This window comes from Vibrio sp. S12_S33 (genome assembly GCF_963889785.1).
Classification (GTDB): domain Bacteria; phylum Pseudomonadota; class Gammaproteobacteria; order Enterobacterales; family Vibrionaceae; genus Vibrio; species Vibrio aestuarianus.
Genome location: NZ_CAWPQZ010000046.1, coordinates 1 through 26,494 on the forward strand (window position 1 = coordinate 1; position 26,494 = coordinate 26,494).

The 26,494-nt window shown below is 42.4% G+C and carries 26 protein-coding genes and 4 pseudogenes; 14 read left to right on the plus strand and 16 right to left on the minus strand.

Going from position 1 to position 26,494, the window contains the following annotated elements:
• Positions 1–362: 362 nt before the first annotated feature.
• Positions 363–708, plus strand: a pseudogene (locus tag AACW06_RS16140) (site-specific integrase); the annotation flags it as partial.
• A gap of 39 nt (positions 709–747) precedes the next feature.
• Here AACW06_RS16140 and AACW06_RS16145 read toward each other — a convergent pair.
• Positions 748–930 (minus strand): annotated as a pseudogene (locus AACW06_RS16145) (transposase domain-containing protein); the annotation flags it as partial.
• Here AACW06_RS16145 and AACW06_RS16150 point away from each other — a divergent pair.
• From AACW06_RS16150 to AACW06_RS16170, 5 genes and pseudogenes are all read left to right on the plus strand, one after another.
• Positions 923–1,111, plus strand: a pseudogene (locus AACW06_RS16150) (transposase); the annotation flags it as partial. The pseudogenes AACW06_RS16145 and AACW06_RS16150 sit on opposite strands and share 8 nt — an antisense overlap.
• 714 nt (positions 1,112–1,825) lie before the next feature.
• On the plus strand, positions 1,826–3,031 hold the full coding sequence (locus AACW06_RS16155) for a DUF1611 domain-containing protein (RefSeq protein ID WP_192075857.1): 1,206 nt from the start codon (positions 1,826–1,828) through the stop codon (positions 3,029–3,031).
• On the plus strand, positions 3,028–4,164 hold the full coding sequence (locus tag AACW06_RS16160) for an alanine/ornithine racemase family PLP-dependent enzyme (RefSeq protein WP_123539624.1): 1,137 nt from the start codon (positions 3,028–3,030) through the stop codon (positions 4,162–4,164). Before AACW06_RS16155 ends, AACW06_RS16160 begins: the two co-directional genes overlap by 4 nt.
• The gene (gene gspS2, locus AACW06_RS16165; RefSeq protein ID WP_016788065.1) at positions 4,121–4,486 is read left to right on the plus strand and encodes a type II secretion system pilot lipoprotein GspS-beta; all 366 of its coding nucleotides are present in this window, start codon (positions 4,121–4,123) and stop codon (positions 4,484–4,486) included. Before AACW06_RS16160 ends, gspS2 begins: the two co-directional genes overlap by 44 nt.
• Positions 4,487–4,717 carry a hypothetical protein gene (locus AACW06_RS16170; RefSeq protein ID WP_004735670.1) on the plus strand — a complete coding sequence of 77 codons (231 nt, stop codon included), beginning with the start codon at positions 4,487–4,489 and terminating at the stop codon, positions 4,715–4,717. It abuts the gene before it with no gap.
• Positions 4,718–4,881: 164 nt separating this feature from the next.
• On the opposite strand, the gene AACW06_RS16175 is transcribed toward AACW06_RS16170, so the two are convergent.
• From AACW06_RS16175 to AACW06_RS16205, 7 genes are all read right to left on the minus strand, one after another.
• On the minus strand, positions 4,882–5,478 hold the full coding sequence (locus tag AACW06_RS16175; RefSeq protein WP_016792302.1) for a tyrosine-type recombinase/integrase: 597 nt from the start codon (positions 5,476–5,478) through the stop codon (positions 4,882–4,884).
• Positions 5,479–5,612: 134 nt separating this feature from the next.
• Complete coding sequence (locus AACW06_RS16180; RefSeq protein WP_192075858.1) at positions 5,613–6,092, minus strand: hypothetical protein; 480 nt, start codon at positions 6,090–6,092, stop codon at positions 5,613–5,615.
• Between the two features lie 129 nt (positions 6,093–6,221).
• A complete protein-coding gene (locus tag AACW06_RS16185) occupies positions 6,222–6,932 on the minus strand; it encodes a hypothetical protein (RefSeq protein ID WP_192075859.1) in 711 nt (236 codons plus the stop codon).
• A 241-nt stretch (positions 6,933–7,173) separates the two neighbouring features.
• Positions 7,174–7,419 carry a hypothetical protein gene (locus AACW06_RS16190; protein WP_192075860.1) on the minus strand — a complete coding sequence of 82 codons (246 nt, stop codon included), beginning with the start codon at positions 7,417–7,419 and terminating at the stop codon, positions 7,174–7,176.
• Positions 7,420–7,905: 486 nt separating this feature from the next.
• Positions 7,906–8,514: a hypothetical protein gene (locus AACW06_RS16195; RefSeq protein ID WP_192075861.1), complete on the minus strand. Its 609-nt coding sequence runs from the start codon at positions 8,512–8,514 to the stop codon at positions 7,906–7,908.
• A gap of 411 nt (positions 8,515–8,925) precedes the next feature.
• Positions 8,926–11,373 carry a beta-mannosidase gene (locus AACW06_RS16200; protein ID WP_192075862.1) on the minus strand — a complete coding sequence of 816 codons (2,448 nt, stop codon included), beginning with the start codon at positions 11,371–11,373 and terminating at the stop codon, positions 8,926–8,928.
• A gap of 260 nt (positions 11,374–11,633) precedes the next feature.
• On the minus strand, positions 11,634–11,849 hold the full coding sequence (locus tag AACW06_RS16205) for a DUF3820 family protein (RefSeq protein ID WP_053311095.1): 216 nt from the start codon (positions 11,847–11,849) through the stop codon (positions 11,634–11,636).
• A 214-nt stretch (positions 11,850–12,063) separates the two neighbouring features.
• On the opposite strand from AACW06_RS16205, the gene AACW06_RS16210 reads away from it, so the two are divergent.
• Positions 12,064–12,408, plus strand: coding sequence for a YajD family HNH nuclease (locus tag AACW06_RS16210; protein WP_053311096.1), 345 nt, complete (start codon positions 12,064–12,066; stop codon positions 12,406–12,408).
• Positions 12,409–12,478: 70 nt separating this feature from the next.
• Here AACW06_RS16210 and AACW06_RS16215 read toward each other — a convergent pair whose 3' ends face one another.
• The gene (locus AACW06_RS16215; RefSeq protein WP_168524271.1) at positions 12,479–12,769 is read right to left on the minus strand and encodes a YkgJ family cysteine cluster protein; all 291 of its coding nucleotides are present in this window, start codon (positions 12,767–12,769) and stop codon (positions 12,479–12,481) included.
• A 192-nt stretch (positions 12,770–12,961) separates the two neighbouring features.
• Here AACW06_RS16215 and AACW06_RS16220 point away from each other — a divergent pair, with 192 nt between their 5' ends.
• Positions 12,962–13,636 (plus strand): tRNA (adenine(22)-N(1))-methyltransferase, encoded by a 675-nt coding sequence (locus AACW06_RS16220; protein WP_272956765.1) that lies wholly within the window; start codon positions 12,962–12,964, stop codon positions 13,634–13,636.
• A gap of 130 nt (positions 13,637–13,766) precedes the next feature.
• Here AACW06_RS16220 and AACW06_RS16225 read toward each other — a convergent pair whose 3' ends face one another.
• The 3 genes from AACW06_RS16225 to AACW06_RS16235 all read right to left on the minus strand — a co-directional run bounded on the left by AACW06_RS16225 (position 13,767) and on the right by AACW06_RS16235 (position 16,430).
• Positions 13,767–14,021 (minus strand): YdcH family protein, encoded by a 255-nt coding sequence (locus AACW06_RS16225; RefSeq protein WP_171375523.1) that lies wholly within the window; start codon positions 14,019–14,021, stop codon positions 13,767–13,769.
• A gap of 184 nt (positions 14,022–14,205) precedes the next feature.
• Positions 14,206–15,237, minus strand: coding sequence for an L-threonine 3-dehydrogenase (gene tdh, locus AACW06_RS16230; protein WP_168524273.1), 1,032 nt, complete (start codon positions 15,235–15,237; stop codon positions 14,206–14,208).
• A complete protein-coding gene (locus tag AACW06_RS16235) occupies positions 15,234–16,430 on the minus strand; it encodes a glycine C-acetyltransferase (protein WP_192075864.1) in 1,197 nt (398 codons plus the stop codon). The genes tdh and AACW06_RS16235 overlap by 4 nt, the downstream gene beginning before the upstream one ends.
• Before the next feature lie 296 nt (positions 16,431–16,726).
• On the opposite strand from AACW06_RS16235, the gene AACW06_RS16240 reads away from it, so the two are divergent.
• Together AACW06_RS16240 and gloA2 are read left to right on the plus strand one after the other, a co-directional pair.
• Entirely contained in the window at positions 16,727–17,656 is a 930-nt protein-coding gene (locus tag AACW06_RS16240) for a LysR family transcriptional regulator (protein WP_192075865.1), read from the plus strand.
• Between the two features lie 3 nt (positions 17,657–17,659).
• The gene (gene gloA2, locus AACW06_RS16245) at positions 17,660–18,046 is read left to right on the plus strand and encodes an SMU1112c/YaeR family gloxylase I-like metalloprotein (protein ID WP_176245994.1); all 387 of its coding nucleotides are present in this window, start codon (positions 17,660–17,662) and stop codon (positions 18,044–18,046) included.
• Positions 18,047–18,058: 12 nt separating this feature from the next.
• On the opposite strand, the gene AACW06_RS16250 is transcribed toward gloA2, so the two are convergent.
• Entirely contained in the window at positions 18,059–18,421 is a 363-nt protein-coding gene (locus AACW06_RS16250; RefSeq protein ID WP_192075870.1) for a hypothetical protein, read from the minus strand.
• 345 nt (positions 18,422–18,766) lie between these two features.
• On the opposite strand from AACW06_RS16250, the gene uhpT reads away from it, so the two are divergent.
• The 4 genes from uhpT to AACW06_RS16270 all read left to right on the plus strand — a co-directional run bounded on the left by uhpT (position 18,767) and on the right by AACW06_RS16270 (position 23,927).
• Positions 18,767–20,161, plus strand: coding sequence for a hexose-6-phosphate:phosphate antiporter (uhpT, locus tag AACW06_RS16255; protein ID WP_192075866.1), 1,395 nt, complete (start codon positions 18,767–18,769; stop codon positions 20,159–20,161).
• 291 nt (positions 20,162–20,452) lie between these two features.
• Complete coding sequence (gene uhpA, locus AACW06_RS16260; protein ID WP_053311105.1) at positions 20,453–21,058, plus strand: transcriptional regulator UhpA; 606 nt, start codon at positions 20,453–20,455, stop codon at positions 21,056–21,058.
• Positions 21,058–22,581 (plus strand): signal transduction histidine-protein kinase/phosphatase UhpB, encoded by a 1,524-nt coding sequence (uhpB, locus tag AACW06_RS16265; RefSeq protein ID WP_192075867.1) that lies wholly within the window; start codon positions 21,058–21,060, stop codon positions 22,579–22,581. Before uhpA ends, uhpB begins: the two co-directional genes overlap by 1 nt.
• An 8-nt stretch (positions 22,582–22,589) precedes the next feature.
• Entirely contained in the window at positions 22,590–23,927 is a 1,338-nt protein-coding gene (locus tag AACW06_RS16270) for an MFS transporter (RefSeq protein ID WP_192075868.1), read from the plus strand.
• Between the two features lie 36 nt (positions 23,928–23,963).
• On the opposite strand, the gene AACW06_RS16275 is transcribed toward AACW06_RS16270, so the two are convergent.
• The 3 genes and pseudogenes from AACW06_RS16275 to AACW06_RS16285 all read right to left on the minus strand — a co-directional run.
• Positions 23,964–24,350 carry a cytochrome b562 gene (locus AACW06_RS16275; protein WP_192075871.1) on the minus strand — a complete coding sequence of 129 codons (387 nt, stop codon included), beginning with the start codon at positions 24,348–24,350 and terminating at the stop codon, positions 23,964–23,966.
• 104 nt (positions 24,351–24,454) lie between these two features.
• The gene (locus AACW06_RS16280) at positions 24,455–25,198 is read right to left on the minus strand and encodes a phosphatase (RefSeq protein WP_192075869.1); all 744 of its coding nucleotides are present in this window, start codon (positions 25,196–25,198) and stop codon (positions 24,455–24,457) included.
• Between the two features lie 357 nt (positions 25,199–25,555).
• Positions 25,556–26,494: pseudogene (locus tag AACW06_RS16285) on the minus strand (IS66 family transposase); the annotation flags it as partial.

Consider the following 26,494-nt stretch of genomic DNA (forward strand, 5'->3'; position numbering starts at 1 on the left):
GATCGCGAAAGCGCCTCAAGGTTAGCATGGAAATAACTAATATTCGTCCTTTTTGCCGTCTTTCTTCCACCCCGTTAGATTACACTCAAACTTGAGTATCATTACCGTACATCCAACCTGTGATGACCGTCGTGTCATAACGCTATCTATACAACAAAATGCGACCTAATTTACCACGCTACCGCCACTTATCATGAACTTTGATAATTAGAAATCTATCATATAAATCTTTTTTATCAGATTGTTAGTTGAATAAAAACTGCGCCAGACGTCACATTAGACGACTTTATGAAACTTAGTTTGTTGACTAAACCAAAAACAACAATGCTGTATATAAAAACAGGTAATTTTATTGGAAAAATATGAAATCACAATTTATTTTAAGCATTAAAGAGTATATGCAAGCGCGACGCTATGCAAAAAACTATAGAAGCATATTTGCACTGGATAACAAGATTCATCTACTTCAATAACAAAACACATCCAATGAGAATGGGTAGTAAAGAAGTTGAGATGTTTTTAACTGACTTAGCTGTTAATGGGAAAGTAGCCGCTAAAACACAAGCGTTGGCGCTTAACTCTCTCCATTTTCTGTACCGTGAAACCATTAAAGAACCGCTATCAATTAGCATGAATTTCAAGAAATCTCAACTTGCTCAAAAATTACCAGTAGTGATGACAAGAACTGAAATTAAGCGGTTTTTAGAACATATTGTATCCGCCCCATGATCCCACGGGGCGATATTGTTAGTGTTTGAAGTTCCAAGGCAGGAGTGCATCGATATCAGGTTCAGCTTTTGCTAACTCCTGCATGCACTTGACCATGTAGTCGTAAAAGATAAGGCCGTTGGCTTTCGCTGTCTCGACGATACTGTAAAGCATCGAGCTCGCTTCCGCTCCATTGGGATTGGTCGAGAAGAGCCAGCATTTAAAAGCCAGCATTCGGGCGAAGGTAGAACACCCGTTCCGGATCATCAAATGTCAGTTCGGCTTTATCAAAGCACGCTATAAAGGGCTGACGAAAAATGACTCACAGTTAGCCATGCTATTCACCTTGGCGAACCTGTTTAAAGTAGACCAGATGTTACGACGACAGCCAAGATCTGTCTGAAATCCGGGAATAGCACTGAATTAGGTCGAAATCCTGCCAAAAACGGCAGTATATTGGCCAAAATTGAACAGTTAGCGTTCAAAAATCAGGCGGGCCGCTCAAAACCTCGCTCGATACCTAAATTGCAGGACTTGTTCGCAGTTTCCCTAGCTTCTGATTTATGAAAAGACGAACTTGGTTTGGGGAAACGCAGAAATGTTTTGAAGTGGTCGCACTAAGGCGCTCTTGTCCCGGAAGCGACCTTACCAACATAAAAAATCATTTTGACTGCATGAGTTTTGTCGTCGTCGCATGAGCAGGATTTGGGTAAACTCCGGTTGTCTTGGAACATGCGTTTTGTAGCTGAAAATGATAATGGGGCAAAGGTGTGTTTGCCGTGATCGGCGCTGGCACACCTCTGGACAAAAACGCGTTAAACTCAAAACTCTAATTCACTTAACTGATATTAGAAAAAGTATCTTGAAACCTTAAAGCTGAGAGGTTGATACGGCGACGTTGAACAATGAGTCTTAGATCTCTAATCAGTCACGTTAGTATGGGTGAAGCCTGAAAGTGATAGACTTAGAAAGCGTATTAATAATAACCAACAAAAGTCTGGTGAGTGTGTTACCTTGGTTGTTATCCCTACCGCTTAGTGGGGACTTCTTTTCTTTTCCGAACTCGCATCTCGGCACTCCTTAGTTGCCCTCCTAAGCCTCACCGCAGGCTTTAATTATGTCCATTTCAACCCAAAAGTTAAGAAACATCTTCAAACTCACTAGAATTGAAAATGTAGAAATCAACAACGATGTACCCCATTTCGCACCTTGGTTACCACTTGCTCAGAAAGTAAAACCTGTCATCCCTTCTGCGATTATATATTGCGAAGGTAATTTTGGTAAAATTGATGGTAAAACCGCTAATGGGTTAGTGAGACATTCGTTAAGCTATCGTATTCTATCGGTTATTGATAGTGAGTCTGCTGGCTTAGATGCTGGTGAAGTTCTTGATAACAAAGCCAATGGAATACCGATCCTTGCTAATACTGAAGAAGCTATCATTCACGCAGAAAGCATTCCTGATTACTTCATTTTTGGCATTGCGCCATCAAGTGGCTTTTTATCTGACTTAGATAAAAGCATCATTTTAAATGCCATGTCACTAGGAATGAACATCGTAAATGGCTTACATGAATTCCTAACCGATGATCCTCTATTTTTAGAAGCCAGCTTAAAGAATAACGTTCGAATATTCGATACTCGCAAACCCAAAAATAAAGGCGAACTGAAAACGTTTAGCGGGAAAATACACAACGTTAAATGCCCGAGAATTGCTGTAATGGGGACGGATTGCGCGCTAGGAAAACGAACAACAGCAACAATATTGGCGAATGAACTGACTAAAAAAGGCCTTAACGTCGTTCTGATTGCCACTGGTCAAACAGGCATTATGCAGGGCGCACAATACTGCGTTGCACTCGATGCTGTTCCTTCACAATTTTGTGCCGGTGAGTTGGAATCTGTCATTGTACAGGCCTATGAAAAAGAAAATCCGGATCTGATTATTATTGAAGGGCAAGGAGCCTTGAGTCACCCTGCGTTTTCAACCAGCGCTTTTATCTTACGTGGCAGTTGTCCAACGGGTGTGATACTGCAACATGCCCCTAAACGTTTATATCGTAGTGATTTTCCTGATTGCCCAATGCCTTCGATTGCCTCAGAAATCAATCTTATCGAAACGTTTTCTAATACCAATGTTATTGGACTAACACTGAATCATGAAGATATGTCGTTGGATGAAACACGTTGTGCGATAGACACTTACACTACCGAATTTGGTTTACCGGTTACTGATGTCTTGTCACAGCCTGTTGAACATCTACTGCACATCGTAACGTCAGCCTTTCCTATAATAGCAAGTAAACTGGCCGAAAAAGGGTGAACTACCCTAGGTTAGACATCGATTGTGGGAAAGTTCATCATAACGCTCAGTTCCTGATTTCTCAGCTCTCACTGAAAAATATATCCGTTACGCCTGTAACAAAAGCCTTCCTCGGCCACCCTATCATCGCACAAGTTCTTATTGATGCTGGCGCAACAATGTTAGCCGATTCAAGAATCGAAAATCTTCAAAAGATGACTGAATCTGGCATTGCTATCCCTAAAATGCTGATACGTACACCCATGCTCAGTCAAGTGGCGAGCGTAATAAAATACAGTGATATGAGTTTAAACTCTGAAGTTGAAGTGATTCAGAGGCTTTCACATGCAGCGGAACAACAAAATTGCTGTCACGGTATCATTATTATGGTTGAGCTTGGCGATCTAAGAGAAGGTGTGATGCCAAATCGCGTGATTGATTTTATCCGAGAGATTATTTCTTTACCAAACATCACGATAAAAGGAATTGGTACGAATTTAGCCTGTCGGTATGGTGTCGCTCCAGATGATCAAAATATGAGTATTCTTTCTGAGCTTGCCGATGGAATTGAAGCTACATTTGGGGTCAGTCTAGAAATTATTTCAGGGGGTAATTCTGCTTCAGTTAACTGGGCTCTTCAGAGAACAGGCTTAACTCGAGTCAATAACCTTCGTATAGGAGAAGCAATTTTTTTAGGCTGTGAGCCTTTAGAGCACGAAAATATCAAAGGCTTACATACGGATGCGGTTTCTTTGACCGCTGAAGTGATTGAATCCAAGACTAAACCGACTTTGCCTTGGGGGAGTCGGGGGTTAAATGCTTTTGGTGAAAAAGAAAACCTTCAAGATAGAGGGGAGGTCTCACAAGCTATTCTAGCATTAGGCCGCCAAGATGTTTGTGTCAGCGGGCTTAAGGCTCCGAATGGGATTAAGATCATGTCTTCAACCAGTGATCATCTTGTCCTTGAATCCTCACAGAAACCACTATTTGTAGGGGAAAAAGTCACATTCAGTTTAGATTACAGTGCGCTCTTATCTTCTATATCTTCACGTTATATCCATAAATATTTTAAGGCACCTAAAGGGAGAAGAAAGGAAGAAGGAGCGCATAATGCTACGAACAACTGTAATTCTCTTCGTCAGTGTCATGCTTAACGGTTGTCAGATAAGTCCAATAAAATCTAATGGACTTGCCGATTATAGAGCGACAGTTATTTCAAGCCAACTTCCACAAGAGTTAGGCTCAATCACACTCGTAAATGCACAGTCAGAGGGCGATAGTGTCACTCTTGTTTTCGTAAAAAAGAAAACTTTGAATATGGACCGCTTAGTAGAAAAAGTCGCCGTTAGTTTTTGTGACAACATCGAAATAAGACCACTATTAGAGAGTGGGATCTCTTATCGAATCATTACCTTAGGAAAAAATGAGAAAGTAGAAAGCCTTAACGTCATTTCTCTAGCTAAGTGCTCTAATTGAGTGCTTAGCAGTCGAATGGATAAAAGCCAATACGAGTTGTTCAATGTACTCAATGACACTATTTTATTGAGGTTTGACCGCCTTACGCCTTGGGAAAAAAACTTTATCACAGAGTTACACCATAAGGTCGTAACTAGACAACTCATTTCAATTAAACAAAAACAGCTTGCTTTAAAAATTTCAATGAAAGCCTATAAATCAAAGAAGAAAAACGCGCGTTCCAACGTTTAATTTAAGCTTGTGTATACCTAATCTGTTCAAGGTCCTCTAAACCTTGGACAGATTAGTAGTATTTGCACTTAACGTATTGAAAATAATCAAGTGTAGCGGTGAATGGGTAACAACTTTCAGCGTAATAGCAATTGAAACACCTAAGTATTTAGGTTCCTTTTCGATTAACACTCAGTACCTTCTGAAAGCAACAATGCATCTTCTAATTCAACCCCAAGATAGCGGATTGTATTATCTACCTTGGTATGACCAAGTAGTAGCTGCACCGCTCGGATATTTTTCGTTTTTGCGTAGACTAACGTCGCTTTTGTTCGCCTCATCGAGTGAGTGCCATACAAGTTAGGATCCAACCCCAGATTAGAAGCCCATCTCCTCACTAAGTATCGATAGTACGAATAGCTAATCGGTTGTTGCTTTCGCCTTTGGCTTGGGAAAATAAAATTGCTGTCATGTAGCGAAGCCATCAAAATCCATTTCATTAGACTCTGTTGAGTTCTTGTCGTTATCTCAAATTGAACTTCAATATCTGTTTTGCGCTGGATATGCTTAACGCGGTTAAATATCCTATCTTGCGAAGATACATCGCAAACTCTGAGAACGAGCAAATCACTTGCTCTAAGTTTGCTATCAATAGCTAAGTTGAGCAACGCAAGCTGCATCAAATTATTTTCAATTTCTAATCTGGTTCTGATCCGCCAAATTTCCTCAAGCCGAAAAGGCTTTTTGACGCCACTTCGTTTCGTTTTGTTGAAAACTACCATGATGACCTCCTTTTTAATTTGGTCATCACGATTGTAGTTGGAAGGAAATGGACAAAACCTTGTTAGACCTGATGCTCTAAAAGGGTTCTGTCATATTAGGAAAAGTATCTTGAAACCTTAAGTGTTTGTTAGCACTATAGATACCCCTTACCAACATGTTGAAGTACCGATAGCATATCTAAGACTTCACTAGCGACATAACTGCTTCTGTTTCCTTCAAAACCATAGCGCCACGAGACGAAATGATTATTGTATTTTTCGAAGAACATTGCTGGACTCAACGGGAACGTTAAATCAACAAGATGGCTAGCAATTTTATCTTTGTATTCTTGCTCTAACCCGTTGAACAAACTAGATAAGTCATGTCCTCGCTTACTACCTCTACTTACGAGCTGCTTATACTGAGTAACAAAATCACGATACTCAGAGGGCTCCTTGAAAACAGTCTTACCATCAAAGGCTTTTAAATATAATTCAAGCGCAAAACTAGCATTTACAATAAAAGGCGCACCACGATATTCCATTGCTTCAGCTTGATGCAAGGTAAGAGCAGCAATATGAAAAGCCTCAGCTTGATAGTAAATACTTGGTTCAACTCGCCTTATTATTTTCATATTAACCTCAATAGAGTACTAACGCCCCAATCAATTGCGCATTCCGCTGGGACTAAAGCGTTTGAAAAATTTTGAACCGCAACCGCGAAAGTTGACTGTGTCAGTTGCATTGGATTGTTAGGCGATTTTTCAACGAACTACTTTTTTTACGACGAACTCGTAAAATTTAACACCTTTGTCGTTTATAAATGCTCCACCCAAGTCACCTGCATATGCTCCCCCAGATGGTAAGTTTAACAAACCAGACATTGCTAATGACTGAAAGTCAATTTCAGCACCTTCAGCCCAAACACTTTGCCTTTCTTCATTTGAAGAAGCGGTATCCATACGTTTTTTGTAATCGTAAAACTCTTTGAGTGTTTCCAATCCTTCAAATGGATGGATTTGCTCGATACTAAACAAGAGAGAGTTGTACTCACGTACGGTAAATCTATTGAACTTAAAAGTTTCAACAAACAACTTTCCTAATAACTTCGCTTTCATTTCGTTGTGGTACCGATCAATGTAAACCATCGTATTTTCGATTATTTCATCAGTTACCGATGGAACATCCACGGCTTCATCAAGTAAAGCTATATCGTTTTCAGTGAATCTTTCAAGGTTCACTTGCCCAATAAAACTTGAGAATTTCTTCATGAAAGCAGCACTTTGAATGGAATTTTTTACGCTGATTGAAGTACAAACCCATTTAATAACAGGGATCTCTTTGAGAAGCTCTTGGTCTTTTGCAACAGTTTCAAGAACATTGTCGAGACTCATTTCAGATATTTCAGCACAAAATTCTTTCGTATCGTTTGATACTAACCTTGAAACAAGACTGTTCTTTTTCTTATTACTCATAACTTACCCAGTCGCCTAACGCCCCAGTCAATTGCGCATAACGAGAAAGCTAAAGCGTGTGAAACATTCTAAACAACAACTACGGGACTCAAATGCGTCAATTGCACTGGCTTGTTATATTTTAAGTAATACGAATAATATGGTATGCCTTACGCTGTTGAGCACAAAAAGGAAAGAATCATTCGACTAGAAGAAACTTCCTTATTCTTACATAAGAAAGATACTGATGCTAATTTAGCAACTATTTCTGAATCGGAGGAGTTCCAAACAAATACTCATCATCAGGATCAAAAGATTCAGTCGAGCCATTGACTTGGATAACAACTTTAGAACCGTCTGGACGAGTAAAAGTGCCAACTCCATCTGGATCGACAACAATTCGTCCTCCAGATACATGCTCAATTACCGTATTACCATAATCATCGAGATATACAATATTACCGTAAATCTCTTGAGGTTTTCTGGTAGGTTTTACTTCTTCATTCATAATACGAATCCCTTCTTTGAATCAAATAAGTTTAAGATAATGTTTAGTTTAGATGAAGATAGTTGGAAATATAACAGCATCTTTTCAGCAGACATCATCTTCATAATATTTTCAGAAAATACAGACACCATAACAGTAACATACTGTTCTATCGGTCTTAATTTTACCAGTACTCACAAATTGCAGATCATGTCCGCATACTCGCATGTATTCAATTAGGTTTATAATCTGCTATTAGGAAAAGTAGGTCAAGGACTGACAAGAGAAAGAGATCAAGAGACGAGAGCTAAACGATTTTGGGGCAAAACCTTGCTAGCGATGAGCGCGCTGAGAAGCCTCTGGACAGAAGTGAGTTTGGAATATAAGTCGATCTCTACCTTTCGGATAACCTTTTGTATAGCGAACGGTCGTGGACAAAGCTCTTCATTCCCAAGTTGTGATGACAGATCCAGTCTATACCAACAGCCATTCAGTATATCTTCGGTGCTAGCGTATTAGCGTATTTTCATTTCTAACCTGTTTCAAATGAGGCATTGATTTTACGATTTCAGGTATCCATGAATTATTATATACCACTATTTTTACTCCTGCTTCGCGTAGATTGTTAATATCTTCTTCTTTTAGAAGGTTAAATTCTACATACGGAGAATCATCATATTCATTAACTGAACGGTTAACTGCTATCCATGTTTCATTTGTTATATTCAATTCAATGGCATGCTGGTTATCGTTTATTTTTGTATCATGTTTGTCAAGAAGTAGACTTATATATCTATTTTCCAATCCAGAAAAATAAACGACAAAGCACTTCTCTATCTTGCTGTAGTGCCAACACATCCCGTCCACATGAGTAGTGTAGTGAGGAGGAATATTCATAAGTGCTTCAGAGTGTTTAATCCTTTCGTAACGCCAAAGAAAATATGCTTTATGTTTTGCTTTTCTTTGCCGCATTTTATAATTTTCAATACTCTGACTTTTTCGTTTTGAGGTTATATCTAATGCTTCATCTAAATAATCGTGAACTAGTTTGTTTCTGAAAAAAAGAAAAATTATAAGTAAAACTATAACACCCAAAAGAACTAACAGGAAATTCATAACTTATTGCTTTCATATGAGTTTAACGGCAAATTGTATGATTCGTTATTCTGTAAAACCGTGAGATTAGTCTCAATTCCTAAATGTGAGTTTAGGAGAGCCTGTATAATAATACAGATGAAAATCATTGGTCAGAAATGCTGTTTACGAAGGTTGGGAAAAATTCCGTACATCAGTTCTGCGCGATCTGTCATTACTAAATGTCAGGCTATTTTCTAGCGGGGATTATCAGTGTTCTGTTACGCAAACTCATTTTGGGGCAAAACCTTGCTAGCAATGATCGAGCTGAGAAGTGTCTGGGCATTATCGAGTTAGGGAGTGCTATCTACAATGGCGCATTCTTAGTAGGGCGTAAAAGAGCCAGTGATACAATCACAGGCTCTTTTATCTTAAGTAGCTCAACCTTCGATTTTAGCTCAAGTAGCTGCCGGCCAAATGGTAAATGTGTAGATCGGCTTGCAACTCTTCTGCTGTTGCATTACCAATGTAATCGATGGTGACAGGATGGTGGGGTAAAAGGGTAAAGCTGGCATCACTGAATCGACCTTTACCGCTAAACTCAGGGTGAACAAAGAAAGCTGGCGCATCAGTTTTGAGCACAACTTGTATCCCTTGATCATTTTTAATTACGTCTGCTGTGATGTTAGCAGCGGCGAGTGGCAAGCGTTTAAACAAATCATCAAACCAAGTGTTGTAAATGACCTCACCTTGGCAGTTCAGCTCGACATGATAGAAGCCTTGCCCTTGGCGTTTTTCTAATGCCTCAGGACTTAATCGCCATAATACCTTGTTGCCGTCTTCTTTAATGACATCAGATAAAGGCCACCCCTCAAGAATGTTCCCCTGCCAGTCGATTAAGGACACTTGCCCTTCTATTTTTCGGTCGGCGTGTTCATCATTCAACCCGTGTAAACGCAGCCCACTCTCATCATGAACGAATGTCGTCATTTGCGGAGCAAAGAAGCGTTTGGCATGGTAGTGCAGTTGTTTCCAGCGACCTGAATACTCAATGCTCGACCATGAACTTACAGGCCAGCAGTCGTTCAATTGCCAATAGAGAATACCTCGGCAAATGGGTTTGTTGGCGCGCCAAAATTCGCTGGCGGTTTTTATTGCGAGTGCTTGTTGCACTTGGCTGAGGTAAAGCATTTGTTGAAAGTTGGATGGAAAGCGGAAATAGCGCGTAAACATTTCGGTGATGATGCTATTACCACGGCCGTTTTTTTGGTGCTCTTCAAACGTTGGAGAGGTCACATTCCAATCGCTAGGCTCAGCGAAGGTTTTGACTTCCGGCAGTGATGGCCATGATTGATAACCAAATTCGCTGCAAAAACGTGGTTTAATGCTGTGGTACGCATCTAAGGATTTGCCAGAATGCCATACATCCCAGAAGTGCATATCGCCTTTGTTGTCATCGTGCCAAGCATCACCAAAATCTAGTTCGCCATTGCATGGAGAGCTCGCCCAGAAGCGGCGCGTTGGGTCTTCGGTTTCGACTATTTGTTGCAACACGCGATTAAGCCTGTCGTAGTTCACCACATACTTTTCGCGATTGGTACGAGACTCAGGATACCAACCAATAGCACCAATCACTTCGTTGTCACCACACCAAAGTGCGAGACTTGGGTGATCTCGTAGGCGTTTCACTTGGTCACGCACTTCCAGTTCTACATCGGCTAAGAAATCTGGCGTTGATGGATACAGTGCGCAGGCAAACATCAGGTCTTGCCAGACCAATAGCCCAAGTTCATCACACAGATCGTAAAACTCGTCTTGTTCGTACATGCCACCGCCCCAAACACGAATCATGTTCATGTTGGCATCGACCGCATCTTGAAGCAGGGCTCGATAACGGTCTGAGGTATGCAGCGCTGGCATGGCATCAAGTGGAATCCAGTTCGCCCCTTTGGCCATGATGGCCTTACCGTTGACGACAAAGGTCATCGACGATCCCACTTCGTCTGCTAAAGTTTCGAGTTTTAACTCGCGTAAACCGATTTTCTTGGTGATGGTCTGCCCATCAATTGAGACGACTAACGTGTAAAGAGGCTGCTCGCCATAGCCTGCTGGCCACCATCGCTGCGGGTTCTCAATACTAAAGTTGAGTTGTGTATCGGTTGTGGCTGAGGTTTGCACGTTTAATACGTCTTCACCTAACGGAGAGGTGAGAGTTGCTTCGATCAAGGCGTTGGATTCTGAATTTAATACTTCAAGGTTGACACTCACCGTGAGTTCGCATTGCTTGCTTTGCCATGTTTGTTTGGTCGTAATGTTGTTAAGTCGATATGCTTGGCGGGCAATCAACTCGATTGGTGCATATACGCCGCTGGTTAGCAAGCAAATCCCCCAATCCCAGCCTGAATGACATTGGGTTTTGCGTAAAGTATTCATATGCGGAATTTGGTTATTACCCACAGCCCAAGGAACAGGGAAAGGCAGCTTTTCGGCGCGAGCAGCCGCTTCTAGATCTGCACGTCTAATCGTAATAGTGAGAGTGTTTTCCCCTTCCACTAAAAATGGGCGAACATCCGTTTGATACAGGCGGAACATGTTGCTGCATTCCAACACGGTTTCACCGTTGAGCGTAATCTCCGCCATGGTATCGACCATGCTCATGGAAAGGTCGATTACGTCATGGGCAAGGAGTTCTGAAGATACCTCGAAGCTTCGGGTTATTTGCCAGTCGTGCTCAGAGACCCACTGCACGTTTTTTTCATTGGTTGCCCAATAAGGATTGGGAATGAACTCGGCAGCGAGTAAGGCAGAATGCACATCGCCTGGTAGTGTCATGTCGGTTTGAATGTCTGGGTTTGTTAGGGATGCTAGGCGCCAATTTCCGTCAAGAATTAAACGAGTCATGCCCACTCCTGTATTAGGTTAGATTGAAGTCGGGCCATCATACGAAGCGGTGACTTTGAATTAGGTGCGCATGAGCAAACATTGATCAAAAACTAAGCCAATTTAATTAAAAATTGGAACTACTTCATAGTTTTACCTACAAGTGGAATTGGTTGATTTTAATTTGATTTTCAAGATGCTATCTAAGTTCACCTAGCGCTAAAAGCCAACCCGCTATCGCTCAATCAGATTGCACTAAGAGTTTCGGTATTTCTAAGGAATCACATTCGCTTTAACGGCTTGACGACACTATCTAAGCCTTCGATTTTCAATGCTAAGCACAATTGCAATAAACGACCTAACTCCCCCTCTGGGAATCCTTTTTTATCAAACCACAGTAGATATTCTTCGGGCAGATCGATAAGTACTCGGCCAGCGTATTTACCAAATGGCATTTGCATGCGCGCAAGTTTTATCAAGTTTTCTTTTTCTAGCATTTCGTATCCACATGAATGACTAACCATTTGAGTTTCTTCAGTTTACTTTTCTCTGCTTAGTTACGGTAGTTTTTTGTTATTCACTCTCTTTGGAAACCAGTCACCTTGTGGTCTAATATCGGACATCGGTTCTCCGCCCAAGTTTTGATTTACAGCGGATACTGGTTTTTAATATCGTAATAAGACTTTCAATAAACCAATGGTTGGAAATAGCATGTCATCAGATTTTTATGGTTCAAGTGCGAGCTATGCTCGTCAAGAAAGTGGCTACAGAGAAAAGGCACTCAAGCTCTATCCGTGGGTGTGTGGCAACTGTGCTCGTGAGTTCGTTTACTCAAATTTGAAAGAGTTAACGGTCCATCATAAAGATCACGATCATACCAATAACCCGGAAGATGGCAGTAATTGGGAGCTTTTATGCTTGTATTGCCACGACCACGAGCACTCTAAATATTCTGACCATGATCGATTCGGTGCCGATCCAGTCGCAAGGTTAGATGATCATCAAAGCGCTACCTACAACCCTTTTGCTGACCTAGCAAAGATGATGAAAAAGTAATGCAGATTGCAGTAAGGTACTCCGTTCGACCCCCGAGTACCTATATGCTTAAACACTAAACGAATAAGGCTTACATGAACTCTGCTCTTTCATCGCGACACTCATATGAGCCCATTTCAAATTCTCGACAAATCCAAGGACGATTTTCATAAATCGTGCACATGAAAGTCTCACGGTCTAATGCCGAACACCAACCATCAGCCAAACGTCGCATAGTTTCCCCACCCCACTCATCAAAAGCGATATGTTGCTGAGGTACGCCAGTATCCGTAATAATCATCACTTCTAAACGGCAACAACAAGCCTGACAATTAGAACAAGAAACCTCTGGGGTGGTTACGTTTTTAATCGGTATCGACATCGGGTATCTACCATCAATTGAATTAGCGCATAGTACTCTAAATTACGTTATGTTACCGACATTCTTGTGCGATGTGTCTTGCTCTCACCAATTTAACTTCGCAGATAAATCCATTATTTTCTCGCCGACTTCGCTAAAGAGAAGAAAACCATTACAATGCGCCCGTTTTTCATCGTTATACGGGCATTTTTCTTGAAACTGAGTAAAAGACTAGAGCAAATAGAGCAAATGGTGACAGCCGACTATACCCACATTTGGGATTGCTGCTGTGATCATGGGTTACTTGGCGCAGCATTATTGTCTCGCCTGGCTGCGCCAAATATACACTTTGTGGATATAGTTCCCAAGCTAATGGATGAGCTAGAAGGCAAACTGCAACGCTTTTATTCACACTCACTTTCTCGGTGGAAAACACACTGCATTGATGTAGCGACATTGCCATTGGATAAGCATCAAGGAAAACACTTAGTCATTATTGCTGGTGTAGGTGGTGATTTAATGATCAAGTTTGTTGAGGCTCTTCATCATAAGTACCCCGAGTTAGCCATTGATTTTCTGCTGTGTCCGGTTCACCACCAATTTGCACTGCGTCAGAAGCTCATTGAACTTCAGTTTTCTTTGAAGGATGAAGTGTTGCTCGAGGATAATAAACGTTTTTATGAAGTGATGTTGGTTACATCAGTAACCGATGAAAACGCGCCAATTAGCGCTGTTGGTGACAAAATTTGGCAATCAACCTCGCTCAAACAAGCTAATATTGCTGAAAAATACTTACGTAAAACGCTCTGTCATTACCAGCGAATTGAACAGGGTAACATCAACAGCGTGACACACATTATTGCCGCGTATCACACCGTGGTGCTTTGATTCTAACCTTGAAAGATAACTCTTGAGTGGAAATTGATGCTAAAGGCGTTTTATTGCATCGACCAAAAATGGATCTGACGGCTAGTACTTTTTTATGGCCCTTCGTCAGATCAAATATGGGAAAACACCGTTAGATAGCTTGCTGATGATGCTTGGTTAGTCTTTTGTATAACATGTCTTTTAACTCGACACGCTGAAACTTGAGATCATTCATATTGTCATCATCAATTGGACTGCCCGATATCTCTAGCTGACGGATATCATAATCCAATTGGTGATACTGCTGTAGCTTCGCTTTGAATGTAGGATCATCATGGTTAAGCTGAACAATATCTAATTTAAGCTCAGGAAATTCTAAGATAAAAGCATGATTTTCATTAAGCATCGGCATTCCCTCTTCAGTTGAATTAATCACAGTATAGAAGGAATGGTGACAAAGAAATGTGGCTTAAAACGCAAAGCAGTGATGTGACGAAACTCATTTTAATCGACCATGAAAGGTGATTACAGATATAAAAAAGGCGACAAGTTAACCTGTCGCCTTATCTATTTCTAAGCCAGCTTCTTGCTTATTCCCAATCAAGAATAACTTTACCAGAAAGCCCGCTGCGCATAGCATCGAAGCCTGCTTGGAAGTCATCAACCTTGAAGTGATGAGTGATGATTGGCGTTAGATCTAAGCCAGATTGAATCAAAGATGCCATCTTGTACCAAGTTTCAAACATCTCACGACCGTAGATACCTTTGATCACTAACCCTTTGAATATCACTTGGTTCCAGTCAATCGCCATATCTGATGGTGGAATTCCCAATAGCGCAATACGACCACCGTGATTCATGGTTTTTAGCATTGAACTAAATGCACTCGGTACACCCGACATTTCAAGACCCACGTCAAAACCTTCGGTCATACCTAGCTCGCTCATCACATCTTCAAGTTTTTGCTCTGCGACGTTGACTGCGCGAGTTACGCCCATTTTACGAGCTAGATCAAGGCGGTATTCGTTTACATCAGTAATCACAACATGGCGAGCGCCAACGTGTTTCGCCACGGCCGCAGCCATAATGCCGATTGGTCCAGCACCGGTGATCAATACATCTTCACCAACTAAATCAAATGATAATGCCGTGTGTACCGCATTACCGAATGGGTCGAAGATTGATGCTAAGTCGTCTGAAATTCCATCTGGGATTTTAAAAGCATTAAATGCAGGGATCACAAGGAATTCAGAAAAAGCACCGGTGCGGTTTACCCCCACACCCACAGTATTGCGGCATAAGTGCGTACGACCACCACGACAGTTGCGGCAGTGACCACATGTGATATGGCCTTCACCAGAAACGCGGTCGCCCAATTCAAAACCACGTACTTCTTGACCAATACCAACCACTTCACCGACGTATTCATGGCCCACAACCATAGGTACCGGAATGGTTTTTTGTGACCATTCATCCCAGTTGTAAATATGTACGTCAGTACCACAAATGGCGGTTTTCTTAATTTTAATGAGCAGATCGTTGTGGCCAAGTTCTGGCATCTCAACGTCTGTCATCCAAATGCCTTGTTCAGGCTTTAATTTTGATAATGCTTTAATTTTCATTTAATTAGTCCCATTTCTTGACCAACTTCGATAAATGCATCAATGGCGCGATCTAACTGCTCACGGCTGTGTGCTGCCGACATTTGTGTACGGATACGCGCTTGACCTTTTGGCACTACCGGGAAAGAGAAACCAATAACATAGATACCTTTAGTAAGCGCACGCTCTGCAAACTCAGCCGCGACTTTAGCATCACCTAACATGATCGGGATGATAGCGTGATCAGCACCGCCCATCGTAAAACCAGCCGCTTCCATACGAGTACGGAAATGGGCAGCATTATCCCATAATTGGTCACGTAGCGAACCGCTTTCAGCCAGAAGATCTAACACTCTGATTGAGGCCGTGACAATCGCAGGAGCCACAGAGTTAGAAAACAAATAAGGGCGTGAACGCTGACGTAACCAGTCAATCACTTCTTTCTTGCCAGATGTGTAACCACCAGAAGCACCGCCCATCGCTTTACCTAAAGTACCGGTAATAATGTCGATACGGTCAATGACATCATGGTATTCATGCGTACCACGGCCGTTTGCGCCCATAAAACCAACAGCGTGTGAGTCATCAACCATCACCAACGCATTGTATTTATCCGCTAAGTCACAAATAGCAGGTAGGTTGGCAACCACACCGTCCATAGAGAAAACGCCATCGGTTACGATAAGCTTATTACGAGCACCAGCTGCATCTGCCGCGATCAATTGATCTTCCAGCTCTTGCATGTTGTTGTTTGAGTAACGGAAGCGCATCGCCTTACACAAACGTACCCCATCAATAATCGAAGCATGGTTTAACGCGTCAGAGATGATCGCATCTTCTTTATCTAAAATCGTTTCAAAAAGACCAGTGTTCGCATCAAAACATGAGGTGTAAAGGATCGTATCTTCCTGACCAAGGAACGCTGACAGCTTATGTTCAAGCTCTTTATGAATATCTTGTGTGCCACAGATAAAACGCACAGAAGCCATACCAAAACCGTGCTTTGCCATACCGTCTCGACCCGCTTCGATAAGCGCAGGGTGGTTTGCAAGGCCTAAGTAGTTGTTAGCACAGAAGTTCAATACTTCTTCGCCAGTAGAAATTGAAACAGCAGCTTGCTGTTGTGAGGTAATAACACGCTCTGATTTGTATAAACCTTCAGCTTTCACTGTTTCAAGTTGCTGCTGGATCTGTTGGTAAAATGCAGAAGACATTACTGATTCCTTCTTTGATTTATATCGCCTATGACTGGCTTTGTAGGGTGGTATTGATAGTCTTTATTTACACTGTAAACACATCGATTAATCATCTCTGCATTTAACTATGGGCATTACGAATACCAAGACAACAAATGAGATAAATATAGTTTAATCCAAGCTCATCATGACGATAATCCCTCAAAGTGGAAAACCATTCGTGAATTCTAGGCACAAATGATCATTGAAAACTGGCTGCAATTCTGAGAAAGTGACGTCCACGTTGCCCTTGACGCTATTAATGTCTGATTCTTATGCTGCACTTAAAACTGATTGCTCTGTTACCTGATCTTGCTACTTTTATTCTTGTCGTTAACGAAGGTAGTTTTACCGCTGCAGCGCAAAAATTAGGGGTGACCCCTTCAGCGCTCAGTAAGCTGATCACTCGCCTTGAAGCAGCGCTGTCCGTAAAGCTGTTTGAACGCACCACTCGTAAATTGATCATCACTCAAGCAGGAAAACGTGTCTATGACCAAAGTTTACTGATGGTCAATGCCGCGCAGCAAGCTGTCGAACTGTCGGCATCGGATCACACCGAACCCGCGGGATCTCTTACAGTGGCGGCACCGGAAGCATTTTTGAACTCGGTATTGCAACCCTTAGTTGTACCTTTTCTTACTCAATATCCTGAAATTCAACTCAAACTTAGGGCGGCGGATGGTGAAATCGATCTCTTCAAACACAATATCGATATCGCGTTTCGTCTTACCGATAAACCCGATGAAAACTTAGTACTGCGGGAAATAGGCAAAACCAATTTAGTGCTATGTGCCAGCCCTGACTACACCTCGTTACGCGGAACACCAACCCACCCAACCGAATTAAGCGAGCATGATTGCTTGTATCTTGCGGAAACGGAACGTGACCATATTTGGAATTTCCTCAAAGACGATGAATTTCATACCATTGCAGTTTCTGGGCGCTATGCAGTTAATCACTCTCAAATGCGCCTAAATGCGGTGAAAAGTGGTTTAGGTATCGGTATCTTTCATGATTTCGTTATTCAAGAAGCATTAATGAAAGGTAAAGTCGTACAGTTATTAGAAGATTGGACCATCAAAAGTAACTACCACGGCGCCATTGCTATGCAGTACGCACAAACCAAATACATGCCTGCACGCTTGCGAGTGTTTATCGATTATGTGACTGAACACTTGGTCACCAAACTCAATACCACAGGTTAACTGATGCTAAAACGAATCCACCACGCGGCGATTATCTGTTCTGACTATGCTCGTTCTAAAACCTTTTATACCCAGATACTAGGGCTAACTATTCTTGCTGAGAATTACCGTGAAGCACGCGATTCTTACAAGCTTGATCTTGCTTTACCTGATGGGGGACAAATTGAGTTGTTCTCGTTTCCTAACACACCACCAAGACCGAGTTTTCCAGAAGCTCAAGGTTTACGTCACCTAGCGTTTGTTGTTGATAGTGTCAGTGAGGTAAAAGCGTATTTAGAATCACAAGGGGTGGATGTTGAACCAATCCGTATTGATGAATATACCGGGCGCGAATACACTTTTTTTGCTGACCCAGACGGTCTGCCGCTAGAGCTGTACTCGGAGATGTAGATTAGGGCTATATCAGTTTTTTTTAATAGAAAGTGTTGGCGGTGCCCTAGGAACTTGCTGTTCAAATCGCACACTTAGAGCCAAAAAAGTGTAACTGTCTGAAATGAGCAAGCTCAGTCGTGTCAGTAAAGGTGTCGTTGGAAGTGAATCTTGATGAAAAGTAGAGAAATGAGCAAAGGGGCACGGCTTACTGTGCTGAGGTTGCACTTTGCCCTCTTCAATTTGAACCAGTTCAAAACCATTGATGGTACACAGCGTTGCCCACACCCCCGCCGTATTGCCATGTGCATTGATCACGGGCATCAACGCAACCAATACCCAACTCAGGGCACTGGTTATCAGCATTATTTTGTTAAAACAACTTTGGCGAATCATAGCAACACTCAACATAAACTTGCGCTCACTATATAACCCATTGATAAAAATAACAGTGCGTTAGCACTTAAAAATTAACAAACACCCAGAAAACGCTACAAAACCAATAACTACGCGCTTTGGTTCATGATGCATAACAATGTGACTCCATTCACGCTTTACCCACCAGCACAGCAAAACTAGGAAATATTCTTAACTTTTCTAGGCCATCCCCTCATGTCAACTCTTAACGCTGTTTTTACAATCATTCCACTATGTAGCCGCAGCCTTTTGCTGCTATCGATTCGACTTTGTTGTCACGTAAACAACAGAGATTTCATTGACGTCAATTCCCTAGGATTTCACATGTTAAAACTTCTGGAACAAGTTCGGAAACCGACTTTAGATATACCAGCAGCAGAACGCCGCAAAATGTGGTTCAAACCTTTTTTACAATCTTATCTTGTGGTGTTCATCGGCTACATGGCGATGTATTTGATTCGTAAAAACTTCAACGTTGCACAAAACGATATGATTTCAACCTATGGCTTGTCAATGACACAGCTTGGGTTGATTGGCCTTGGCTTCTCCATCACTTACGGTATTGGTAAGACCGTTGTTTCTTACTACGCCGATGGAAAAAACACTAAGCAATTCCTACCGTTCATGCTCATTTTGTCTGGTATTGCTATGCTCGGTTTTAGTATGAGCATGGGTGGATCAAGCGTTAGCTTATTCTTGATGATTGCTTTTTACGGCTTAAGCGGCTTTTTCCAAAGTACAGGTGGCCCTTCAAGTTACTCTACCATTACGAAATGGACCCCGAAAAACAAGCGTGGCACCTATCTTGGTTTGTGGAATATGTCGCACAACGTCGGTGGTGCAGGAGCTGCAGGCGTTGCACTATTTGGTGCAAACTATTTCTTTGACGGCCACGTCATTGGTATGTTTATTTTCCCATCGATTATCGCATTAGTAGTTGGTTTTATTGGCCTACGCTACGGCAGTGATTCACCAGAAGCTTACGGTCTTGGTACTGTTGAAGAATTGTTTGATGAAGCGATCAGCGAGGAAGATATCGCCGCTGAAGAAAATAAAATGACCAAGCGTGAGATCTTTGTTGAATACATTTTGAAAAACAAAGTGATTTGGTTACTCTGTTTTGCCAACATTTTCTTGTATATCGTACGTATCGGTATCGACCAATGGTCTACTGTCTATGCCTATCAAGAACTGGGCTTATCAAAAGAAGCCGCCATTTCTGGTTTTACCTTGTTCGAAGTTGGCGCATTAGTGGGCACCTTAATGTGGGGTTACCTTTCTGATCTTGCTAACGGTCGTCGTGCCTTAGTGGCCTGTGTTTCACTAGGTTTGATCATCGTAGCACTCGAGTTTTACCAACATGCTACCAGTGAATTCATGTACCTTGGTTCATTATTTATACTTGGCTTCCTCGTATTTGGCCCACAATTATTAATTGGTGTTGCGGCTGTTGGTTTTGTACCGAAAAAAGCGATCAGTGTCGCTGATGGTGTGAAGGGTACGTTTGCTTACTTGATCGGTGATAGTTTTGCCAAACTCGGTTTAGGTATGATTGCTGACGGCACACCAATCTTTGGTTTAACCGGCTGGAAAGGTACCTTTGCCGCACTCGATACTTCAGCGGCAATCTGTATCGTATTGCTGGCATTTGTTGCGATTGCAGAAGAACGTAAAATACGCCACGAGAAAAAACTACTGCTGGCAAGTGCAGGCGCTTAACGAAAAATAAAGAAATCACGCGACGTTTGGTTTTATTGAGCGTCGCGTTTTTATATCTGTAATGTTAAGATCAGCAGTCCTATTAGTTCATTTAGCTATATCCAAACTATTTGGAGTTGCAGGTAGGCGGCAAGTGAGTGAATCCCCATGAGCATAGATAAACTATGTGATTGGGGTTAGCAAACGTAGCCAACACCGCTGCAACTTCAAGTAGGAAGGGGATATATTGGTTGTTTAATTGACCAGCTAGAGTTAGTTTATGCCCCTTTTCTTATTTGCTGAGTTTTATCGATGATCAAAGTAGCCTTAGTGGATGACCACATTATTGTACGTTCGGGATTTGCTCAGTTGATGAGTTTAGAAGCCGATATAGAAGTGGTCGGCCAATTTAGCTCTGCGGCAGAAGCCCGTAGCGGCTTGCCCGGCTCTGGCGCAACGGTGTGTATTCTTGATATATCAATGCCTGATGAAAGCGGTCTATCTTTACTGCAAGATCTCCCTTCTGGCATGGCGTGTATTATGCTCAGCGTACATGACTCTGCAGCCATGGTAGAAAAAGCCCTAGAAGCTGGCGCACTTGGTTACCTCAGCAAGCGGTGTAGCCCCGATGAATTAATTCAAGCGGTGCGCACCAGTGCATCTGGTGGATGTTATTTAACGCCAGAAATTGCCCTTAAAATCGCATCACCTAAACGCGGTAGCCACAATTTAGAAAAACTGACTAAACGTGAACGACAAATCAGTGAAATGCTTGCTTGTGGTTTAGATGTCAAAGCCGTCGCAACCGAACTTGGATTAAGCCATAAAACCGTTCATGTGCACCGCGCCAACGCCATGGATAAACTGGGCGTGACAAATAATGTCGCCCTCGCCAAATATTTCCCTGACTCACTATAATGCATCGCTACCTCATCACTTCGATCTGCGCTTGGTTTCTGCTCTCTTGCAGCTGGTTTTGCTCATGGGTCATCGCTTATTACTTTGTCAACGATCCTGAACTTGCAATTCTTTTTTTCCCCTTTGCGCTGCGTTTAGGTATCACGCTACACACTCCAAAATATTACTGGCCGGCTATTTACGCGGCAGAGTGGTGGTTAACCGTTGCTTTAGCGATATTGATGGACCAACCACAGTGGCTAACTGTATTAGCTGCCAGTGCTGCTAGTATTCCATTGATAGCCGTTGCACAACGCTACTATTACGGTTCACAACAGCGTCGTTTAAGTGTTATGGGGGCAATTATTGTGCTCAGTGCACTGACTAATACCCTCGCCGTCAGTCACCATGACATTGCCGCTTCAATGGTCGCTTTAGTCAGCATTACCGCTGGTTTAATGATGATGCCTAGCTGTTACTTAGTATGGAATTACCTTTTCCAAAGTACTTGGATACCATTGACGGCCAATTTAGTCTCACGCCATATTGAGTTTAGAGCTCGGCACATCGTCTTTTACAGCTTGTTATTTGCCCTTAGCATCGCACTACAAATTGGTTTACCAGACGAACTCCGGCGATTTGCCCCTTTTTGTTTGGCCATTCCCATTATTTTACTTGCCTTTCGTTATGGTTGGCAGGGAGCCTTGCTTGGTACACTGCTCAACAGTATTGCGCTTATTGCCGCACGAAGCGGTGTTTCCGGCATAGAAATTACCGACCTATTACTGTCACTATCAGCGCAAAGTTTGACAGGAATTACTCTTGGTATGGCCGTTCAGCATCAACGAGATCTCAACACCAAACTGCGCCAAGAGCTCGACCGCAATCAAAACCTTTCACGCCAGTTAGTCAAAGCCGAAGAGTCGGTAAGGCGAGATATTGCACGTGAATTGCACGATGAAATCGGCCAAAACATCACCGCAATTCGAACCCAAGCCAGTATCATTCAACGCGTTGAAACCGAGCTTGTCACCACTCACTGCGCCAATACTATTGAAGCATTATCGCTCAATGTTTATGACACCACTAAAGGACTGCTCACTCGTCTTCGCCCCAAAACGCTCGATGACCTAGGGCTTGAAGAGGCCATTGAACAATTACTGCGTGATTTGGAATTCAACACCCATGGCGTTAAAACTCATGTCGAATGGTGTGATAACAGCGCGCTAAAACTTAAGGCTTTGAGTGACGCAACCAAAGTCACCCTATACCGTTTGTGCCAAGAAGCATTAAATAACGCCCTGAAATACGCACAAGCAGAGCATATCCATATTCACTTTTCGTTGGGTTCAAGTGTGACATTGAATATAACAGATGACGGTATTGGCCTTAAAGCAGAAGACCATTTGAAAGGGTTTGGCTTACGAGGCATGCGCGAACGGGTGCAAGCCCTAGGCGGACAATTTCAACTACACAGTGAGTGTAAACAATCAAACATCTCGACCCATGGAACCCGACTGACAGTTATTCTGCCTAATTTATAGAGTGAAACATGATAGGTTTTCTTCAATCTAAACCCCACATTAACGGCCAATTATCGCCCGATGAAATTGATCGTCAGTATCGATATTGGCGTCGTCACATCATGCTCGCTATGTATGTGGGTTATGCAATGTTTTATTTCACGCGTAAAAGTCTCAACTACGCGATGCCAGCCATGATTGCCGAACTCGGTTTGGATAAAAGTGATATCGGCATGATGGGCACGCTCTTTTATATTACTTACGGCTGCTCTAAATTCGTGTCTGGTATTGTATCTGATCGCTCAAATCCTCGGTATTTTATGGGCTTAGGGTTAATCGCAACAGGCATTATTAACATTCTATTCGGACTCTCTAGCTCTATCGGTGTGCTCATCTTTTTATGGGTATTAAATGCTTGGTTTCAAGGCTGGGGTTGGCCTTCTTGCTCTAAACTACTAACCACTTGGTATTCACGATCTGAGCGGGGATTATGGTGGGCACTTTGGAATACCGCCCATAACGTAGGGGGCGCGTTGATCCCCTTGTTGGTTGGTTTTGTGACGCTGCATTTTAGTTGGCGAGAAGGGTTTATTGTCCCTGGATTTTTAGCAGTTCTAACAGGCGCGTTTTTATGTTGGCGACTTCGCGATAAGCCGGTCACTCTAGGTCTGCCAAGTATTGGTCACTGGCGAAACGATGCACTAGAACTGGCTCAGGAAAATGAAGGCGTGGGGTTAAGCACCACTCAAATTTTGCACAAATATGTTTTACGCAATAAATACATCTGGTTACTTGCCTTGAGCTATGTACTGGTATACATCGTCAGAACCGCCATTAATGACTGGGGTAATATCTATCTAACTGAGCAGCACGGGTATGATTTGATCACCGCTAACGGGGCATTATCGCTGTTTGAAGTGGGCGGTTTTGTCGGGTCATTAGTTGCCGGATGGGGATCAGACAAATTGTTTGGTGGTAACAGAGGTCCAATGAACTTAATTTTCTCGATGGGAATTTTCATTTCCGTTGCAGCACTATGGCTGATGCCTTTAACCGGGTTTGTCCTACAAGCTGCTGGTTTTTTCACCATTGGCTTTTTCGTTTTTGGTCCGCAAATGTTGATTGGAATGGCAGCAGCAGAGTGTTCTCATAAGAATTCAGCAGGCGCTGCAACAGGCTTTGTTGGGCTATTTGCTTACATGGGAGCAGCATTGGCTGGCTACCCTATCGCCATCATTGTTGAGCATTTCCATTGGAATGGTTTTTTTGTCACCATATCCATTTGCTCTGCCACCATTGGTTTGCTCCTGCTGCCATTTTTACAGGCTCAGTTTGCGGATAGTCACCACGCAGCTCCCCTTGATTGATTGCACTAAAGAAAACCGCATGGAAACAACCACAGCTTAACCGAATAGGCGTTTCCAAATACTCGGGTTACGTTGTTCATGGTATTCAATACGCAGCCCATCAACCGTGCGTAATGTCTGTTTTGCTTGTTCTAACTGCCCTTGTTCAAGGTCAGCTTCAATTTTATCCAGTACAACGGATAATTTATTGAATCCTTCCAAGTACAACGCTTCTTTTTCTGGCGGATAACTACCTGATTTTGAGTTTTCAACTAATTCACTGAGTTTTAACACTGGCGCTTTCATCGCTTCAACCGATGTCGCTTCAGCAGCTTGTTTAAACTCAAGTTTCATCTGTTTCATGTTCTGCTTCAGGTCAACACTCGCAGCCAAAACGTTTGCAGATAATGCAACGCAAGCTGTTAAAATAAGAGCTTTTTTCATCATGATTCTTTCACTACAACAAGGAATCGCTAGTGTAAATGAAATGCAGCTTAAAGCGGGAAGAAAATTGTTTCATTTGTTAAAAAACACACCTCCCCCTCACTTTACAATGAACGATATTCTTCAATAGCTGGGCGACCGCGCTGCGCCAAAAAAGCAAGAAACTGCATCACACTGTGCGTGATGACTTTACCTGGTGAAATACCAACACTGTCTAGCAAATCACTGGCTAAGTGTAAATTACCTACATCGTGACAAAAATGCGCATCACTACCCGTCGTAATATACGCACCATGAGCTTTTGCCACCTTAGCAATCTCATAGCAGCGATCAACGCTGCCTACGCGACTGTGACCTTTCAAAGTACTATTGTTAATTTCTATTGCAACATTATGCTCGACAGCACAAGCGATAACCGTATTAAAATCAAAATCAAAATTAGGATTACCTAAGTGTCCTAACGCATCAACTCGTCCACTTTGAATAGTGTTGATTAACGCCTCGGTATGCGCAGCTTTATCCGCAGGTTGGAACACCGACTCATGGAAACTGGCGATTACCCAATCCAAATTTTGGTCAACCGAAGAGTGGATATCAATATCACCTAAACGGTTAATAATGTTGGATTCAACACCACGAATAATGGCAACACCATCTAAAAAGCGTGGTAAAACTCGCTGGTTTGAGAAAAACCAATAGTGTGGAGCACCTGGCATAGATTCAGCGTGATCGGTAGTGCAAAACATCGCTAAACCATTTTCTTGAGCTGACTTCGCATTCTCGATCAACGTGCTATAAGCATGACCACTAGCATAAGTGTGTGTATGAGTATCGACGACAAGTTTCATTTTGATAATTCCATTACAACCGAGATAGTTAAGTGTAACAGCCACCATAAGGGCACATCAATCAAATGGCTTACAATCATACCTTTGAGTTGCTTACCTCTCTTAAGTACTGAGGCTCATACTTAGAAACCGTCAGACGGCGTACAGGGATATGTTGAAAATACTGCCGATGCAGCTCTGGATCCTTTTGAAAGCTAAATTTCAAACCTGGTTGGACAATCTCGGCAGGGATAATGGCTAAATAAGTTTTATCGTTATAGGTAATTCGGCTAAACTCCTCATCCAAATTCGAGTACCACACGCCACCAATATTCTTTAGAGTAATTTCACTGTAAGCGTTCACCAGCAGCGTGTTGACTAAGTATTTAGGTAAAAACTCATTTGTTTAAGAGCGAGCACATTTGGGTATGGCTGCTGACGAACAACGGCGTTGACTATGCGTGAAAGCGTATCAAGTGACGATATCTTTCGCTTTTTACACGTTTCGATTAGCGAGTGTAGACGGTCTCGGAACTTATCGCCTGCATCCGAGGTAGTGCCGTAGCTGATTTTTCTTTGAATGACAAAGCCACGAAGTCGACGTTCAGCTTCACTGTGGGTTAGTGGTATTTTGGGGTTAGTTAAGAACAACCACAAGCTTGGGCTATGCTCATCCAGTTTTTTGCAGCGACCTTGATAGCGTTGAATTGGTATTTGCTTGATCCCTTTATTGAGCCAGTAAATAAAACGCTGTCTTATTCGACTTAATCTGTTTAGGTACAGGCTATATTTTATCGTTTCGGGCTCCCAAAGATGTCGCGTTCGAAAGACTAATTTTGCTCAGCATAACAAAACAAGTCGTTGCCCTATTTTAGCTGAGTGAATGGAGCAAGAGAATAGGATCTTTTCGTACACTAAATCGTCGCTCGATACTAACCAGCACCACCGTAAACGCTCTTCACTATTTCGTGAGTGTGAAGTCTCATCGACGTGTACTAATGGAGCCGTTTGAATATTACTTTTGATGGCTTGGTGCAGTGGGGTAAGCATTGAGGCAACACGAGTTTGAGCTTCACTGATTGCGCCAATTGAAAAAGTCGTACAGAATTGCTCCTTAAGTAAAGAGCGTATTTTGCGCACGCTCAGATGATATTGACCAGCCAAGATCGCGATATGACTCAATAGATTGGGCCCCATGATACCTTGAGGTATATCGCTCGGCTTTCTGGCCCTCACGGTTTCGCCACACTGAGAGCATTTACCAGAAAAGAGCCGATACTCGGTAATATCCATTGTCGGTTTGGGAATTTCATGAAC

Excerpts from the sequence above, each read along its gene's own strand:
- AACW06_RS16240 (WP_192075865.1), top strand. The coding sequence starts at position 16,727 with ATGCTGCACTTAAAACTGATTGCTCTGTTACCTGATCTTGCTACTTTT.
- gspS2 (WP_016788065.1), top strand. The coding sequence starts at position 4,121 with ATGCTACGAACAACTGTAATTCTCTTCGTCAGTGTCATGCTTAACGGT.
- AACW06_RS16205 (WP_053311095.1), bottom strand. The coding sequence starts at position 11,849 with ATGCTAGAAAAAGAAAACTTGATAAAACTTGCGCGCATGCAAATGCCA.
- AACW06_RS16250 (WP_192075870.1), bottom strand. The coding sequence starts at position 18,421 with ATGATTCGCCAAAGTTGTTTTAACAAAATAATGCTGATAACCAGTGCC.
- gloA2 (WP_176245994.1), top strand. The coding sequence starts at position 17,660 with ATGCTAAAACGAATCCACCACGCGGCGATTATCTGTTCTGACTATGCT.
- AACW06_RS16190 (WP_192075860.1), bottom strand. The coding sequence starts at position 7,419 with ATGAATGAAGAAGTAAAACCTACCAGAAAACCTCAAGAGATTTACGGT.
- tdh (WP_168524273.1), bottom strand. The coding sequence starts at position 15,237 with ATGAAAATTAAAGCATTATCAAAATTAAAGCCTGAACAAGGCATTTGG.
- AACW06_RS16215 (WP_168524271.1), bottom strand. The coding sequence starts at position 12,769 with ATGTCGATACCGATTAAAAACGTAACCACCCCAGAGGTTTCTTGTTCT.
- AACW06_RS16195 (WP_192075861.1), bottom strand. The coding sequence starts at position 8,514 with ATGAATTTCCTGTTAGTTCTTTTGGGTGTTATAGTTTTACTTATAATT.
- AACW06_RS16210 (WP_053311096.1), top strand. The coding sequence starts at position 12,064 with ATGTCATCAGATTTTTATGGTTCAAGTGCGAGCTATGCTCGTCAAGAA.
- uhpA (WP_053311105.1), top strand. The coding sequence starts at position 20,453 with ATGATCAAAGTAGCCTTAGTGGATGACCACATTATTGTACGTTCGGGA.
- uhpT (WP_192075866.1), top strand. The coding sequence starts at position 18,767 with ATGTTAAAACTTCTGGAACAAGTTCGGAAACCGACTTTAGATATACCA.
- AACW06_RS16155 (WP_192075857.1), top strand. The coding sequence starts at position 1,826 with ATGTCCATTTCAACCCAAAAGTTAAGAAACATCTTCAAACTCACTAGA.
- AACW06_RS16225 (WP_171375523.1), bottom strand. The coding sequence starts at position 14,021 with ATGCTTAATGAAAATCATGCTTTTATCTTAGAATTTCCTGAGCTTAAA.
- AACW06_RS16280 (WP_192075869.1), bottom strand. The coding sequence starts at position 25,198 with ATGAAACTTGTCGTCGATACTCATACACACACTTATGCTAGTGGTCAT.
- AACW06_RS16270 (WP_192075868.1), top strand. The coding sequence starts at position 22,590 with ATGATAGGTTTTCTTCAATCTAAACCCCACATTAACGGCCAATTATCG.
- AACW06_RS16175 (WP_016792302.1), bottom strand. The coding sequence starts at position 5,478 with ATGGTAGTTTTCAACAAAACGAAACGAAGTGGCGTCAAAAAGCCTTTT.
- AACW06_RS16275 (WP_192075871.1), bottom strand. The coding sequence starts at position 24,350 with ATGAAAAAAGCTCTTATTTTAACAGCTTGCGTTGCATTATCTGCAAAC.
- AACW06_RS16235 (WP_192075864.1), bottom strand. The coding sequence starts at position 16,430 with ATGTCTTCTGCATTTTACCAACAGATCCAGCAGCAACTTGAAACAGTG.
- AACW06_RS16200 (WP_192075862.1), bottom strand. The coding sequence starts at position 11,373 with ATGACTCGTTTAATTCTTGACGGAAATTGGCGCCTAGCATCCCTAACA.
- AACW06_RS16185 (WP_192075859.1), bottom strand. The coding sequence starts at position 6,932 with ATGAGTAATAAGAAAAAGAACAGTCTTGTTTCAAGGTTAGTATCAAAC.
- uhpB (WP_192075867.1), top strand. The coding sequence starts at position 21,058 with ATGCATCGCTACCTCATCACTTCGATCTGCGCTTGGTTTCTGCTCTCT.
- AACW06_RS16180 (WP_192075858.1), bottom strand. The coding sequence starts at position 6,092 with ATGAAAATAATAAGGCGAGTTGAACCAAGTATTTACTATCAAGCTGAG.